The following is a 15,459-nucleotide window of genomic DNA, read 5'->3' on the forward strand; positions in this document are numbered from 1 at the left end:
TGGAAGAGTTCGCATGGTGCAAGCCCAGCCAAGACGCGAGGCATTGCACGGTAAACAGTCCTTCGGTGGATAATGAAGATGCTTTCAGAAAGCATTGTTGAGAGGACTCGGTTGGGAGGATTGTTCGTCAGGTGGCGAGGCGACGGGGTCGCGGCCTATGTTGTCGCAGCGATAGTCACCTCGAGCGTTCTTGCGCTGAGATTGACAATGGCCGAACCAATCGGCGACGGCCTTCTTCTCCTCTCGTTCATCCCTGCCATCCTCGTAGTGGCGCTGGTCGGCGGCCGGAACGCGATCCTCTTTGCGGCCGGGCTGTCGCTTCTTGCTGCGGTTTTCCTTCAATGGATCAAGAGTGTTGACGGTCCGAGCGTCGTGGAACTGGCGGTCTTCGGGTCGGCCGCGCCTTTGATCGCGGTCCTGGGAGAAGTCCTCCAGGCGGTCAAACGCGACGTCGACCGGACGGAGGACGTCGTCAGGGCTCGCGACGCACATCTGAGATCTATCTTGGACACGGTTCCTGACGCCACGGTGGTCAGTGCCACCGACGGTACAATCGTCTCCTTCAACGCCGCGGCCGTGCGGCAGTTCGGATATGCGGAGGAGGAAGTCATTGGCCAGAACCTGCGCATATTGATGCCGCAACCCTATCGCCGCGAACATGATGGCTACATGCAGCGTTACCTGAGCACTGGCGAAAAGCGCATCATCGGTATCGATCGCGTCGTCTCTGGGCAACGGAAAGATGGATCGACGTTTCCGATGAAACTCGCCGTGGGGGAGATGCAGTCAGGCGGTGAGCGATTCTTCACAGGCTTCATCAGAGACCTCACGGAGCGGGAGGAGTCCGCTGCGAGGCTCGAGCAAATCCAGGCCGAACTAGCGCGCCTTGCCCGGCTCAACGAGATGGGCGAGATGGCATCGACGCTTGCCCACGAACTGAACCAGCCGTTGTCGGCGATCGCCAACTATTCGCATGGCTGTACGAGGCTGTTGCGTGACATGGACGACGCCGTCGCTACGCGAATGCGCGAGGCGCTGGAGGAGGTGGCGAGCCAGTCGCTGCGGGCCGGCCAGATCATCAAACATCTCAGGGAATTCGTCACGAAGGGCGAGACGGAAAAGGCGCCGGCAGACATTCGCAAGCTGGTGGAGGAGGCCGCCGCGCTGGCTCTGGTTGGCTCCCGCGAACAGGGCGTCCGGACCGTGTTCGAATATCTACCCGGTGCCGAAATAGTAATGGTGGACCGGATCCAGGTTCAGCAGGTCCTCATCAACCTGATGCGAAACGCGATCGAGGCGATGCGAAACGTAGACCGCCGAGAGCTGACGGTCCGCACGATGCCGGCCGATCCGGGGGAGGTAGCCGTCGTCGTCGAAGACACGGGCGGAGGCATTCCGGAGGAAATCGCCGGCCAGCTCTTCAAGCCATTCGTCACGACAAAGGCAAGTGGGATGGGGATCGGACTCTCTATTTCGAAGCGTATCGTCGAGGCGCATGGCGGTGAGATGACCGTATCGGAGAATGCGGCCGGGGGAGCTACCTTCCGGTTCACACTTCCTGCACATGTGGATGAACGGATCGATGCCAATGACTGATTACACGGTTCACATTGTTGACGACGAAGAGGCGGTCAGGAAGTCCCTGGCCTTCATGCTGACGATGAACGGCTTCGCGGTCAAAATTCATCAATCGGCCGAAGCCTTCCTCGCATTCGCGCCGGACGTCAGAAACGGAATTCTCGTGACGGATCTGAGAATGCCGGACCTGTCCGGCGTCGACCTGCTGCGCAATCTCGGCGAGCGCAAGATCAAGATACCTTCGATCGTGATAACCGGACACGGCGACGTGCCCATGGCGGTGGAGGCCATGAAGGCCGGGGCGGTAGATTTCATCGAGAAGCCTTTCGACGACACCGTGATCATCGAGGCCATCGAGAGGGCCTCGGCACATCTGGTCGTTCCGGATGCCGATGCGGACGAGGTCAATGACATCCAGGCGAGGCTCGAGACGCTGAGCGAGAGAGAACGCCAGGTGCTCTCGGCCGTCGTGGCGGGCCTTCCCAACAAATCGATTGCCTATGACCTGGACATCAGCCCTCGCACCGTCGAGGTGCACCGTGCCAATGTGATGGCCAAGATGAGGGCCAAGAGCCTTCCTCATCTCGTGCGAATGGCTCTCGCCGCGGGTTTCGGTCCTTCCTGATCTGCCGAGTTGATCTGGCGCAATGCGTCGCATTGCCGCAAAGCGTTTTAATGCTGGCTCGTGGCGGGCAGACGGACGCCAGATGAGCGAGATTCAAGTTGTTGGCTGGCAAAAACATAATCGTCGTTGCAGCGGATCACGGCCTCCGCCGGTCCGTGGCATTCGCGCTTGAGGTTGAAGGATATTCCACTGAGACCTACGATACCGTGCAGAGGGCTGAAGCCTCTTGCCGGGAAGCGCTCTGCACGATTCTCGACGATGAGATACTGAGATCAGAGCCGCAGGCTGCCACGCAATTCCTTGAGAAACTCGGCGCCAAAGCCATCCTGCTGGTCGATGGCTTGTCGGCCCTTAAGTCAAGTGTCGACAACGACAACACCATATTAACGAAGCCGTTTACCGGTGCCGACCTGCTCGGGGTGATCGACAGCCTGACCGAAGCGGCTAAGTAGTTTCCCCTAGTGATCTAACCGAATTTCTCCAAGTCACGTCAATTGGCAATCTATCCCCACAACGAACAGGGGATAAGACATGTACGCCGCTGCACAAGCCAAACAACAGTCCTTCGAGCACGCCGAACACCTTGCAAGGGGCCAAGTTTCCGGGCCGCATCTCGTGGCGACCTACAAGGCGGGTCGCGAGATCTATGCCGAGGGCGATTTGATCGAGAAGTGCTATCAGATTTCGACTGGAGCCGTGCGCGTCTACCGCCTCCTTTCCGACGGACGCCGACAGGTCGTTGCCTTTCACCTGCCAGGCGAAATGTTCGGTTTCGGAGCGGGGTCCAACCATTCTTTCTTTGCCGAAGCCATCACGGAAACGACACTGGCCGTCTTCGGGCGCCGGCATATGCAGGAGCGTTCGCGCGACCTTCTCTCGCTCGCATTGACCGGGATGGCGCGAGCTCAGCAGCATCTCCTGGTGATCGGCAGGCAATGTGCCGTGGAGCGGATTGCCGCATTCCTCGTCGATCTTTGCGAACGTCTGGGAGGAGGCAGGCAGTTGCGGCTGCCCATGTCGCGGCAGGATATCGCGGACTATCTAGGCCTGACGATCGAAACCGTGTCGCGCGTGGTCACGAAACTGAAGGAGCGCAGCGTCATCGCGCTCAGGGACGCAAGAACGATCGAGATCGTGAAGCCGGACGCTCTGCGTTCGCTCTGCAACTGAGCCGGGCCGGGGCCGCGCAGCAGGACCCCCTCTCTGGTTCTCTGCCGCTGTCAACCGGCGTGGGTCTAACGGGAGGAGGAAGAGCCGTGTTCGTGAGGGAAATGTCTCGTGAGGAATGCCACGGGATAGTCGCAGCCGGAGATCTAGCGCGGCTGGCATGTTGCAGGGGCGACCAGCCCTACATCGTGCCGATCACCTACGCGCACTCGGGCAATCGCCTCTACTGTTTTTCCATGCCCGGCCAGAAGATCGACTGGATGCGCACCAACCCAAAGGTGTCGCTCCAGATCGACGGGTTTGTAAGCAATCGCCAATGGAAAAGCGTGCTCGTGACGGGCCGCTACCGCGAACTACCGGCGGCGCACGGCCGCCATGACGAGCGCATTCACGCCTGGTCGCTGCTTGAAAGGAAGCCAAACTGGTGGGAGCCGGGCGGTCTCAAGCCTATAGCACAGGCAATTTCAGTGGCGCCTGCCCATATCTTCTTCTGCGTCGAGATAGACGAGATGACAGGCCGGGCAGCCTGCGAGGGTGAGCGATAGTCCCACCAATCACCGCTACTCGTATGCGACGTACTCCGCACCGAGATTGCACATCTCAAATTCTTAGAGCTTCCTGCCACGGACCGAAATGCGGCCGGCTGACTGATCCCACAATCAGGAGCCTGCGGGCGATGTCGCGGTCACTCACCGCTGCGCATGAGGGCGAGCGTCGTTGCCGCTGTCATGTCTCGCCCCTTGCTGCATTGGCTCACTTGATCGGCCTGCGAGGCATGCCTGTCGCGCCAACTGCTTGATCTGAATCAAGGTACTGAAATCCCGGCTCTGGCAATTCTCGGAGGACTTCGGCGGCTTGCGTGCAGGCGTGCGCCAGTCACCGATTAGAAAAGAGTTGGGGGTCCAACCATGAAACACACAGTCGAGATGGTCGTGCTTGCCATCGGCGCCTTCCTGGCGCTGGTCGGCGCCGGCTTTGCCCAGGACCGCCTGTTCGGCGCGCATATGTGGGTGCTGTTCTTCGTGCTGCTTGGCGGCACCTTGGTGCTGATGCGCCGCGTTGACTTCCGTCCAGCCGTCGCGGGTCACCCGAGCCATCGGAGCGAGTACTCCGACGAGGTCGTGAAATACGGCGTCATCGCGACTGTGTTCTGGGGCGTGGTCGGCTTTCTAGTCGGCGTCGTCGTCGCCCTGCAACTCGCCTTTCCCGACCTTAATGTGGAGCCCTGGTTCAACTTCGGCCGCATGCGGCCGCTCCACACCTCGGCCGTGATCTTTGCATTCGGCGGCAACGCCTTGATCGCCACGTCTTTCTATGTGGTTCAGCGCACGAGCCGCGCCCGTCTCTTCGGCGGCGATCTCGGCTGGTTCGTTTTCTGGGGCTACCAGCTCTTCATCGTCCTTGCGGCGACCGGCTACCTGCTCGGCATCACGCAGTCGCGCGAGTACGCGGAACCGGAATGGTATGTGGACCTCTGGCTGACCATTGTATGGGTCGCATATCTCGTCGTCTTCCTCGGCACGATCCTGAAGCGCAAGGAGCCGCACATCTATGTGGCGAACTGGTTCTATCTCGGCTTCATTGTCACCATTGCGATGCTGCACGTCGTCAACAACCTCGCAGTGCCGGTATCCTTCCTCGGCTCCAAGAGCTATTCGGCTTTCTCAGGGGTGCAGGACGCGCTGACGCAGTGGTGGTACGGCCACAACGCCGTCGGCTTCTTCCTGACGGCCGGCTTCCTGGCGATGATGTACTACTTCATCCCCAAGCAGGTGAACCGCCCCGTCTACTCCTACCGCCTGTCGATCATCCACTTCTGGGCGCTGATCTTCATGTACATCTGGGCGGGTCCCCACCACCTGCACTACACGGCCCTGCCGGACTGGGCGCAGACGCTGGGCATGGTCTTCTCCGTCATGCTCTGGATGCCCTCCTGGGGCGGTATGATCAACGGCTTGATGACGCTCTCGGGCGCCTGGGACAAGATCCGCACGGACCCGGTCGTCCGCATGATGGTGATGGCCGTCGCCTTCTACGGCATGGCGACCTTCGAAGGCCCGATGATGTCGATCAAGACCGTCAATTCGCTCAGCCACTACACCGACTGGACCATCGGTCACGTCCATTCCGGCGCGCTCGGCTGGAACGGCCTCATCACATTCGGCGCCATCTACTATCTGGTGCCGAAGCTCTGGAACCGCGAGCGGCTTTACAGCCTGCAGATGGTCAACTGGCACTTCTGGCTCGCGACCCTTGGAATCGTCGTCTATGCCGCAACCATGTGGGTCGCCGGCATCCAGCAGGGGCTGATGTGGCGCGAATATGACGAGCAGGGATTCCTCGTCTACTCCTTCGCGGAATCGGTGGCGGCGATGTTCCCCTACTACGTCATGCGTGCCGCGGGCGGCGCCCTGTTCCTCGCCGGCGCACTCATCATGGCCTTCAACGTAACAATGACCATCCTTGGCCGCGTCCGCGATGAAGCAGCGGCCCTGGACGCCACGCCGCTGCCGGCGGCCGCGGAATAGGAGGGCAGATCATGTCCATTCTCGATAAACACGCGCTACTCGAACGCAACGCCACTTTGCTCCTGGTGGGCTCCCTGCTCGTCGTCTCGATCGGCGGGATCGTGGAAATCGCGCCGCTCTTCTATCTCGAAAACACCATCGAGAAGGTCGAGGGCATGCGGCCCTATTCGCCACTCGAGCTTGCCGGCCGCGACATCTACATCCGCGAAGGCTGTTACGTCTGTCACAGCCAGATGATCCGCCCGTTCCGCGACGAGGTCGAACGCTACGGCCACTATTCGCTGGCGGCGGAGTCGATGTACGATCATCCCTTCCAATGGGGGTCGAAACGCACGGGGCCGGACCTCGCCCGCGTCGGCGACCGCTACTCCAACGAATGGCACGTCCAGCACATGATCGAGCCGCGCTCGGTCGTGCCGGAATCGGTGATGCCGAGCTATGCCTTCCTCAAGGAAACGCCGATCGAGGTGAAGAATGTTGCCATGAACCTCAAGGCGAACAGGGCGGTCGGCGTTCCCTACACTGACGAGATGATCCACAACGCGGCTGCGGACCTCAAGGCCCAGGCCGATCCGAATGCCGACAGTTCGGGCGTGGAGGCACGCTATCCCAAGGCCAAGCTCGGCGACTTCGACGGCGATCCGCAAAGGCTGACGGAGATGGACGCGCTCGTCGCCTATCTGCAGATGTTGGGCACGCTCGTCGATTTCTCCACCTATGACGACACCACGGGCTACCGCTGAGGGGAACGCAGATGGAAACCTACACGGCCATGCGCCATTTCGCCGATAGCTGGGGACTGCTTGCCATGACGTTGTTCTTCCTCGGCGTCGTCCTTTTCATCTTCCGGCCCGGCGCCAAGAAGGCTGCCGCTCAGGCCTCTGCCATCCCGCTGAAGGAGGACTGATCCATGGCGGACAACCATAAGCACGTCGACGAGGTCAGCGGCGTAGAAACCACCGGGCACGAATGGGACGGCATCCGCGAGCTAAACAACCCGATGCCGCGCTGGTGGGTCTATAGCTTCTATGCGACGATCATCTGGGCGATAGGATATGCTGTCGCCTATCCCTCATGGCCGATGCTGACGGAGGCGACCAAGGGCGTGCTCGGCTATTCGAGCCGGGCGGAGGTCAGTGCGGAATTGGCTAACGCCAAGGCCGCGCAAGCCGGCAACCTTGAACGCATCGCCGCGAGCACGGTCGAGGACATCATGGCCGATCCGCAACTGAGACAGTTCGCCATCGCGGCCGGAGCGTCCGCCTTCAAGGTGAACTGTGCGCAATGTCACGGTTCGGGTGCGGCCGGCGGCGAGGGCTTCCCGAACCTGAACGACGACGAGTGGCTCTGGGGCGGCAAACCCGAGGAGATCTACCAGACGATCGCGCATGGCGTCCGTCACCAAGGTGACGGGGAGACGCGGGTGTCGGAAATGCCGGCCTTTGCCGACATGCTGGCACCCGAGGAGCTCCGCGCGACCGCTGCCTATGTCGTAAACCTCACCGGAACACCCTCCAACCCGGCACTCGTGGAAACCGGCAAGCAGCTCTTCGCCGACAATTGCGCCTCTTGCCATGGGACAGATGCGAAGGGCAGCCGCGAATTTGGCGCGCCCAATCTTGCCGACGCAATCTGGCTCAAGGGCGAGGGGGAGCAGGCGATCGTCGATCAGATGCGCTCGCCGAAGCATGGCGTCATGCCCGCCTGGCTGCAGCGCATAGGCGATCCGGTAGTGAAAGAGCTGGCGATCTTCGTCCATTCTCTTGGCGGCGGCGAATAGCCAGCGCGGAACCCGGGGCCACGCGAAAACAGTGCGGCCGCCGGGAGCAAATGGCGACGAAACGACCGCCGCGAAGGTTCGATCCATCCAAATGGCCTGACACAAGGTCGAGCGTATCCCGGAGAAGGTCGTCCCCACTCCCGATGGCGGCGCCCGCCCGCCAGCCAACTTGACGCAGATCAAGGCGCGCAACGGCCACATGGCGCAAAACCGCGTCTGACAATCGAGTTCTAGTCGGGACTGCCCAAATGCTTCACCAGCCCCCGCATAAAGCTGGCTCAGTAGAGCGGCTCGAAGCCGAGCCCGTCAATGCCGCGCGTCACCGCAAGCCGCTCTACGAGAAACGGCGAAAAATTTTCCCCAAACGAGCCGAGGGCCGCTTCCGCCGGTTCAAGTGGCTGGTGATGCTGGTGACGCTCGGCATCTACTATCTGACGCCCTGGATCCGTTGGGACCGAGGTGAGCATGCGCCCGACCAGGCCGTTCTGATCGATCTTGCGGCGCGGCGGTTCTATTTCTTCTTCATCGAGATCTGGCCGCAGGAGTTCTTTTTCGTCGCCGGGCTCCTTGTGATGGCGGGCTTCGGCCTCTTCCTGGTCACCTCGGCCGTTGGGCGCGCGTGGTGCGGCTACGCTTGTCCGCAAACGGTCTGGGTAGATCTCTTTCTGGTGATCGAGCGCTTCATCGAGGGCGACCGCAATGCGCGCATGCGCCTCGATGCCGGACCATGGACGCTGGACAAGATCCGCAAGCGGGTTGCCAAGCATGCGATCTGGCTGGTGATCGGCGTTGCGACGGGTGGCGCCTGGATATTCTACTTCGCTGACGCTCCTACGCTCCTGAAGAGCTTCGTCGCTCTTCAGGCGCCGCCGGCGGCATACATGACCGTGGCGACCCTTACCGCCACCACCTACGTGTTTGGCGGTCTCATGCGCGAGCAGGTCTGCACCTATATGTGCCCCTGGCCGCGCATACAGTCAGCGATGCTCGATGAAAACTCGCTGGTCGTCACCTATAACGACTGGCGCGGCGAGACGCGCTCGCGGCATGCCAAGAAGGCAGCCGCGGCCGGCGAGGTGGTCGGCGACTGCGTCGACTGCAATGCCTGCGTTGCGGTTTGTCCCATGGGGATCGATATCCGTGACGGCCAGCAACTCGAATGCATCACCTGTGCGCTCTGCATCGATGCCTGTGACGGCGTCATGGACAAGCTCGGCCGCGAACGCGGTTTGATCTCCTATGCGACCCTGAGCGACTATGCCGCCAACATGGCTCTTGCCACTGACGGCGGTGCGACTGCGATCGACCCCCGGCGCGTGCGCGGCGCCAACGGCGCCTTCGTCGACGGCATCAGGCATTTCAATTGGCAAACCATCTTCCGCCCGCGCGTTCTTGTCTATTTCGGCGTCTGGGTGCTCGTTGGTCTCGGCCTCCTCTACGCACTCGTCTCACGCGACAGACTAGAGCTGAACGTGCTGCATGACCGCAATCCGCAATATGTGGTCGAGTCCAACGGTTCCGTCCGCAACGGCTACATGATCAAGCTGCTCAACATGATCCCCGAGCAGCGGCGCATTGTGCTCACCCTCGAAGGGATGCCTTCGGCGCAGATGCGGATTGCGGGCCAGGCTCAGGGCAACGGCCGCAGCTTTTCAGTTGCCGTCGATCCGGACAAGGTCACGTCGCTCAAGGTGTTCGTCACCGTGCCGAAAGCAAAGCTCCCAGAGGCCGAGGAAGGCTTTTCTTTCAGAGCCGAAGACCCTTCCAGCCACGAGCGGGATGTCTACCGCGCGAACTTCAATCAACCGGAAACAGCAAAGTGAGCCTCTATGATCAGCCAACGCAGTGAACCGCGTCGTTTTACCGGATGGCATATGGTGGCGGTGATGGCGCTGTTCTTCGGCACCATCATCTCTGTAAACTTCGTCATGGCCTGGAATGCCAGCCGAAGCTGGAGCGGCCTAGTCGTCGAGAACGCCTACGTCGCCAGCCAGCAGTTCAATGGCAAGGTGGCCGAGGCACGCGCCTTTGCCGCAAGCGGCATTAATGGCGAACTCACGGCCGAGAACGGCCTCCGTTACGTGTTGACCCGCAGGGGCGAGCCGGAGCGGGCGGTCGATCAGGTTTTCGCAGTGCTCAAACGGCCCGTCGAGGCTCGTGAGGATGTTCGCGTCGAGCTCGTTCGCGACGGTAACGGCGTGTTCGTTTCGACGCAGGCGCTCAAACCGGGGCAGTGGATCGCGGACGTGACGTCCAAGGCGGGCGGGGCGCTCGTCTACCGCCAGGCCATTCGTTTCATCGCACCGGGAGAGAGCCAATGAGCTGCTGTGCCACGGCGGTCGGCACGACCATTATTGCCGAAGGGGAGGGGCTGGGGCCGCCCCCTTCCGAAGAGCTGTGGCTCACAAGCCCGGGGCTTGGGAACGGTTTGCGACAGACGGATCTTAGCGTGCCGGGCGTTCACTGCGGCGCCTGCATCACGACGCTCGAGACGGCGTTGCAGGCGAGACCTGAAGTCCAACGGGCGCGCGTCAACCTCTCCTCGCGGCGCGTTTCAATTGTCTGGAAGGAGGAAGTTGCGGGCAAGCGCAGCGATCCTCGAGAACTCGTGCGCGCCATCGGCGAGCGCGGCTACGAGGCGCATCTCTTTACGCCTGGCGAGGACGAAGGCGATGCCCTCCTTACGCAGTTGATTCGTGCGGTTGCCGTATCGGGCTTTGCTGCGACCAATATCATGCTGCTGTCCGTGTCCGTCTGGTCGGGCGCGGACGCGGCAACACGCGATCTCTTTCATTGGATTTCGGCGATGATCGCAGGGCCGACGCTGATCTATGCGGGTCGGTTCTTCTATCATTCGGCCTGGAATGCGCTGCGCCATGGGCGGACCAACATGGATGTGCCAATCGCGCTTGCCGTCACACTCTCCTATGGCATGTCGCTCTACGAGACGATAGGCCATGGAGAGCATGCCTGGTTCGACGCGTCCGTCACCCTTCTGTTCTTCCTGCTCATTGGTCGGACGCTCGACCACATGATGCGCGGCCGCGCCCGTTCCGCAATCAGCGGCCTCGCACGGCTGTCGCCCCGTGGCGCCACAGTCCTCAATAGGGACGGTTCGCGGGAATATCGCGCCACAAGCGAGATCGAGCCTGGCGAGCGTCTGATGATCGCTGCCGGCGAGCGAATACCAGTCGACGGACGCGTGGTTTCGGGCATTAGTGATCTCGACCGCTCGGTCGTTAACGGGGAGAGCGCGCCGATCTCGGCCGGCGCCGGCGATGCCATCGAGGCCGGCACGCTCAACCTTACCGGCCCGCTGGTGCTCGAGGCGACGGCGAGCGCGCGCAATTCCTTCTTGGCCGAGATCCTGGGGCTGATGGAGGCGGCCGAGGGTGGGCGAGCCCGCTACCGCCGAATTGCCGACCGTGCCGCACAATATTATTCGCCGGTCGTCCATTTGCTTGCCCTTTTGACCTTCATAGGCTGGATGATTATCGAAGGGGATGTCCGCCATGCGATGCTGATTGCCGTTGCGGTCCTCATCATCACATGCCCCTGTGCACTTGGACTTGCAGTGCCTGTCGTGCAGGTGGTCGCCGCCGGACGGCTCTTTCAGGGCGGCGTCATGGTCAAGGACGGCTCTGCTATGGAGCGGCTCGCCGAAATCGATACGGTGCTGCTCGACAAGACCGGAACGCTGACCGTCGGCAGGCCGCGGCTGGTGAACGCGGCGGAAATTGCGCCCGATGCCCTTGCCGTGGCCGCTGCGCTTGCCGTGCACTCAAGGCACCCGATCGCAACGGCGATCCAGGACGCGGCAGCGCGAGTGTCGCCGCTCGAGGCTGAGATCCGGGAGATTCCCGGCGCGGGAATCGAGGCTAAGACGGCCGGCGGTGTGTACCGGCTCGGCAGCCGCAACTTTGCGACTGATGGGCTGAGTTCTGGGAGCGGGCAATCGGAGGCGGTCCTCTCTCTTGATCGGCGGGAGCTTGCATGCTTCCGCTTCGAGGATCGTCTGCGTCCGGCGACCGCGAACGCGATTGACCAAATCGGCGAAATGGGACTGGCGGTCGGAATATTATCCGGCGACCGCAAGCCGGTCGTACAGGCACTCGCGGACCAGTTGGAGATCAAAGACTGGAAGTCAGAGCTGTCGCCTCGCGGCAAGGTTGAAGCCTGCGCTGACGCCGCTGAGAACGGTCGCAGGCTCCTGATGGTCGGCGACGGCATCAATGACGCGCCGGCCTTGCGTGCGGCTCATGTTTCGATGGCGCCAGCGACTGCGGCCGACGTGGGCCGTCAGGCGGCGGATTTCGTGTTCATGCATCAGCCGCTGACCGCCGTGCCCTTCGCGATCGAGACGTCGCGCCGGGCGGGCCGATTGATCCGCCAGAATTTTGCGCTGGCAATTGCCTACAACCTGATCGCCGTGCCGATTGCCATCCTCGGCTATGCTACGCCGCTCGTAGCGGCGATCGCGATGTCCACTTCATCGCTGATCGTTGTCGCCAATGCCTTGCGGCTGGCGGGCACTGCCTCAGCAAACGAATTCGGCGGACTGGAGCCGAGACCGGCACCGCAACCGTCAGGGGGCGGACGATGAATACGCTCGTCTATCTCATTCCGATCGCATTGGTTCTCGGCGGCCTCGGTCTCGTCGCGTTCCTCTGGGCCGTGAAGAGCGGCCAATATGAAGATCTGGACGGTGCTTCCTGGCGCGTCCTCGACGAGGGCGATGGCAGACCGCAAACCTGACGGCATTCACTTGTTTGACCGGCGTCAACAAGCCTTGTCGTCCGGACGGCTAGACTGATGTGATCTCTGTTGAGGCTTATGCCATGTACACGCTGCAATTGACTTCGAGGGATAGGGCCACCCTCATCCGCTCCCGCTTCTTCGCGCGGCTGCCGCCGTCCACTGTCGAGGACGTTCTCAAGAGTGCGTCGGTATCTGAATACGAAGAGCGTGACGTCCTGTTCCGGCAGGACGAGAATGTCGACGATGTTTTCTTCGTGCTTTCCGGGCTGGTTCGGCTTTGTCGCATGGGAAAGGACGGGCGCGAAGCGGATGTAGCTTTGTTCCCGGAAGGTGAGATGTTCGCAGAGACTGCAATGTTTTTAAGGCAACGCGCGACGGCGAGCGCGGTTGCGGCCGAAAGATCGGTTACTATCCGCCTGAACGGCGGCAGGCTTCAACAGCTTGCCGCGACGGATCACGAAGTTGCCCAGGCGTTGATCGAGCACCTTTGCTACCGCGGCAAGATGACGGAGGATTTACTCGCAGAAGACCGCTTGCTCACCGCTACGCAACGCGTCGCGAACTTTATCCTCAGTCAATGTCCCAAGGACTCGGCTAGCTTTTCGTTCCGCCTGCCGTTTCAGAAGCATGTCCTCGCGGGCAAGCTCGGCGTCGCTCCGGAAGCCCTCTCGCGCGCCTTTTCGACGCTGCGCCAGTCGGGAGTGATGGTAAGAGGTCGATTGATTGAGATCCACGACCGGCCCGCGCTCGAACGGTTCTGACTTGGCAGTAGGAGCTGGGTGTGGGGCTGTAGGAGCGGTAAGAGCGCGATTGACTTGCATCAAAGCTAGACGACGGATCGGAGGGTAGACATGTCTTCAGCTCTACCCCGAGTTTCTTCTCGATGATCACACTGCCCTTCGTTCTCTCGACTCTCCTGATCCTGCTGACGCCAGGGCCGACGAACACCGTCCTGGCAACATGCGGAGCATCGCTTGGCATTCGGCGGGCGGCGATTATGCCCCTCGCGGAGGCGATGGGTTATGTTCTGGCTGTATCGTTCTTCGTTGCCGTGGCCGATCGCATCCAGGCAAACGCGATCGCATCCGCCACAGTCAAGTTGCTAGCGGCGGGCTGGTTGCTGTACTCGGCCGTCCGGCTTTGGGGCACGCCATTCCTCACGACTGCGAAGTCGGTCAGGCAATTGTTCGTTCGCGTGTTGCTGACCACCCTCGTAAACCCCAAGGCCATGCTGGTCGGCACGGTATTGATACCATCCGGAGCCGACATCCAGGCTTCCGTTTGGGTGGCGGCCTACGCTGCCATGTCGACACTTGCGGGCCTTGGCTGGGTCTTTTTCGGAGGCTGCCTGCCCTTGGGAGTGCGACGGCACTCCTACAAACTCGCCTCAGTGATCCTGGGCGGTTTCTCGATGGCAGCCGCCGCCAGCGCGATTTCCGGCCAGTGACTTCGGTCGGGTTCTTGTTCATGCATTACGAAAAACAACAAGAAAAGACTGAAGTGCCGCCCACCCGCTAACAGGTCAATCGACCGCGCCGCCGCTCAATCCGCATTCGACGCGGGCGCTGGAAGAACCTAATGGGGGGGTGCACGTCGGCTCTCGACCAAAAGTTTCTTCCACTCCGTCCTTCTCTTCACGCCCCCGGCTGCTAGGGGCGAGAAGTCGCCCGCGACTGGAGCAGCGACGTTGGTCCCCCGGCCGGGAACCAAACATATTTGATGTTCTTCGGAGGTTGCGGCCAAGGCCAGCCCCGCTCTGCAAACACCGCGCGCCACTCTTCAAATTCTTCGGAACCGACGGCAATCGCCTCCATGTCCGGCAGAGACACCGCGTCGTCGACAGGAACGGGAATTCCCTTGCCGTCCTCGGCCCTTCGGAGCATTTCGTTTATCGCTGGGTAGCCATACTTTGCTCGTCGTTCGAGAACGGCGCGACGACCGGCCTCGCCGCCCCCATCGATGAGGCTCTTGATAAAACGGGATGGCGGTGGTGGTTCAACAGGATCCGATTCGAGGAGCCGTATAAGACGATTCATCCATGCTTTTCCAAACGGCGCGGCGGCGTTGATCAAGCACGAGGCCGGTTGCGGGACAGCCGCAGGCACGGCTTTCCAAAGTCGCTCCTTCAGGTAAGTCGAGGGCGCCGGAGTATGGTCCTTGCCCTGCCGGCGCAACAGCGCGAACCAAGGGTCACGCATCTTTACGGCCGTTTCCCTGTCCTCTGACGATAGCTTCGCAAACTCCCGTTCTGCGCCGGCTAGCGACAAGCCTGCAAAGCCTGGCCAGTTATTCACCAACCGCTGGAAGAGCTTGCGATCACCTCCCTTGGCCTCGCCTGCCTGCTGGCGAGCCTTCGCCACCGAGTCGGCTGCCTCTCTCGCTTCGCCTCTGGGGGATGAGAGGGGGGGATTCTGAGATTCCGTGTTTGCTAGGCCCTCGGTATTGCTAAGGGGGGGATTCTTCGGCAACGGGTAATCCGTCGACGGATTTTCCGTCGCTGGTAAAGAGGGAATCCGTCCGCGCTCCCGCTGATCGTTGCGACGGCTGATGTCCCCCGGCGGCTGCGGCTCGTCGTAAATTACAAGGCCTACGCGCTTAAAACGGCCATCGGGGTCGCGCTCCACTTCACGCTTGGCATAGCCCGTTTGCTCCAGCTCGCGGATCATGGAGCGCGCCTTGTCGCGGCCGCAATTCCCCTTCCTACAGATGTCGCCGATTTGAACCTGCCAATTGTCGGGTTTGGAGAGAAGGTACCCTAACAGCCAACGCGCGCCCATCGACAGGCGAACATCCTCGAACACATGATTGGGAATGGTCGCATAATGAGCGGTTCTGGGGCCGCGCCGGATGGTGCAAGCCTCGTTCATTTTGTTTGACAAATCTGCTGTAAGTGTTTGATCGGCAGAAGCCGGTTTGACAGAATTTCGGATGGAAGTACTTGAATCCTCGCCAAGAGGCGCGGATTGAAAATCCGCGTGTCGGTGGTTCAAATCCGCCTCCGGGCACCATTCAGTCCAGCCAAA

General features: G+C 61.4%; 16 protein-coding genes. 15 read left to right on the forward strand and 1 reads right to left on the reverse strand.

Translation table 11 applies throughout. The features are described from left to right. The first annotated feature begins 78 nt into the window (after positions 1 to 78). The 15 genes from fixL (at position 79) to CO676_RS02595 (ending at position 13,883) form a co-directional block, all read left to right on the forward strand. Positions 79 to 1,596 (forward strand): PAS domain S-box protein, encoded by a 1,518-nt coding sequence (fixL, locus tag CO676_RS02525; RefSeq protein ID WP_097519658.1) that lies wholly within the window; start codon positions 79 to 81, stop codon positions 1,594 to 1,596. Next, entirely contained in the window at positions 1,589 to 2,203 is a 615-nt protein-coding gene (gene fixJ, locus CO676_RS02530) for a response regulator FixJ (protein WP_097519578.1), read from the forward strand. The genes fixL and fixJ overlap by 8 nt, the downstream gene beginning before the upstream one ends. A 98-nt stretch (positions 2,204 to 2,301) precedes the next feature. Further along, positions 2,302 to 2,655 carry a transcriptional regulator gene (locus tag CO676_RS02535; RefSeq protein ID WP_097519579.1) on the forward strand — a complete coding sequence of 118 codons (354 nt, stop codon included), beginning with the start codon at positions 2,302 to 2,304 and terminating at the stop codon, positions 2,653 to 2,655. 79 nt (positions 2,656 to 2,734) lie between these two features. Further along, positions 2,735 to 3,373 carry a helix-turn-helix domain-containing protein gene (locus CO676_RS02540; RefSeq protein WP_097519580.1) on the forward strand — a complete coding sequence of 213 codons (639 nt, stop codon included), beginning with the start codon at positions 2,735 to 2,737 and terminating at the stop codon, positions 3,371 to 3,373. A gap of 86 nt (positions 3,374 to 3,459) precedes the next feature. After that, positions 3,460 to 3,915 carry a pyridoxamine 5'-phosphate oxidase family protein gene (locus CO676_RS02545; RefSeq protein WP_097519581.1) on the forward strand — a complete coding sequence of 152 codons (456 nt, stop codon included), beginning with the start codon at positions 3,460 to 3,462 and terminating at the stop codon, positions 3,913 to 3,915. Positions 3,916 to 4,278: 363 nt separating this feature from the next. Beyond that, positions 4,279 to 5,898 carry a cytochrome-c oxidase, cbb3-type subunit I gene (gene ccoN, locus CO676_RS02550; protein ID WP_097519582.1) on the forward strand — a complete coding sequence of 540 codons (1,620 nt, stop codon included), beginning with the start codon at positions 4,279 to 4,281 and terminating at the stop codon, positions 5,896 to 5,898. An 11-nt stretch (positions 5,899 to 5,909) separates the two neighbouring features. Then, positions 5,910 to 6,641 carry a cytochrome-c oxidase, cbb3-type subunit II gene (ccoO, locus tag CO676_RS02555; protein ID WP_097519583.1) on the forward strand — a complete coding sequence of 244 codons (732 nt, stop codon included), beginning with the start codon at positions 5,910 to 5,912 and terminating at the stop codon, positions 6,639 to 6,641. Positions 6,642 to 6,652: 11 nt separating this feature from the next. Then, the gene (locus CO676_RS02560) at positions 6,653 to 6,805 is read left to right on the forward strand and encodes a CcoQ/FixQ family Cbb3-type cytochrome c oxidase assembly chaperone (RefSeq protein ID WP_026617471.1); all 153 of its coding nucleotides are present in this window, start codon (positions 6,653 to 6,655) and stop codon (positions 6,803 to 6,805) included. A 3-nt stretch (positions 6,806 to 6,808) separates the two neighbouring features. After that, positions 6,809 to 7,678 (forward strand): cytochrome-c oxidase, cbb3-type subunit III, encoded by an 870-nt coding sequence (ccoP, locus tag CO676_RS02565; RefSeq protein WP_097519584.1) that lies wholly within the window; start codon positions 6,809 to 6,811, stop codon positions 7,676 to 7,678. Positions 7,679 to 7,926: 248 nt separating this feature from the next. Next, complete coding sequence (gene ccoG / locus CO676_RS02570; protein WP_097519585.1) at positions 7,927 to 9,501, forward strand: cytochrome c oxidase accessory protein CcoG; 1,575 nt, start codon at positions 7,927 to 7,929, stop codon at positions 9,499 to 9,501. A 6-nt stretch (positions 9,502 to 9,507) separates the two neighbouring features. Further along, positions 9,508 to 9,999 (forward strand): FixH family protein, encoded by a 492-nt coding sequence (locus CO676_RS02575; RefSeq protein WP_097519586.1) that lies wholly within the window; start codon positions 9,508 to 9,510, stop codon positions 9,997 to 9,999. Next, positions 9,996 to 12,281, forward strand: coding sequence for a cation-translocating P-type ATPase (locus CO676_RS02580; protein ID WP_097519587.1), 2,286 nt, complete (start codon positions 9,996 to 9,998; stop codon positions 12,279 to 12,281). The genes CO676_RS02575 and CO676_RS02580 overlap by 4 nt, the downstream gene beginning before the upstream one ends. Beyond that, complete coding sequence (ccoS, locus tag CO676_RS02585; protein WP_097519588.1) at positions 12,278 to 12,433, forward strand: cbb3-type cytochrome oxidase assembly protein CcoS; 156 nt, start codon at positions 12,278 to 12,280, stop codon at positions 12,431 to 12,433. Before CO676_RS02580 ends, ccoS begins: the two co-directional genes overlap by 4 nt. 83 nt (positions 12,434 to 12,516) lie before the next feature. Beyond that, on the forward strand, positions 12,517 to 13,197 hold the full coding sequence (locus CO676_RS02590; RefSeq protein WP_097519589.1) for a Crp/Fnr family transcriptional regulator: 681 nt from the start codon (positions 12,517 to 12,519) through the stop codon (positions 13,195 to 13,197). Positions 13,198 to 13,451: 254 nt separating this feature from the next. Next, complete coding sequence (locus tag CO676_RS02595; RefSeq protein ID WP_245424249.1) at positions 13,452 to 13,883, forward strand: threonine transporter; 432 nt, start codon at positions 13,452 to 13,454, stop codon at positions 13,881 to 13,883. A gap of 202 nt (positions 13,884 to 14,085) precedes the next feature. Here the strand turns inward: CO676_RS02595 and CO676_RS02600 are convergent, their stop codons facing one another. Next, positions 14,086 to 15,426, reverse strand: coding sequence for a helix-turn-helix domain-containing protein (locus CO676_RS02600; protein WP_179875393.1), 1,341 nt, complete (start codon positions 15,424 to 15,426; stop codon positions 14,086 to 14,088). Positions 15,427 to 15,459 lie beyond the last annotated feature (33 nt).

It is taken from the genome of Sinorhizobium sp. BJ1 (genome assembly GCF_002531555.1).
Taxonomy (GTDB): domain Bacteria; phylum Pseudomonadota; class Alphaproteobacteria; order Rhizobiales; family Rhizobiaceae; genus Sinorhizobium; species Sinorhizobium fredii_B.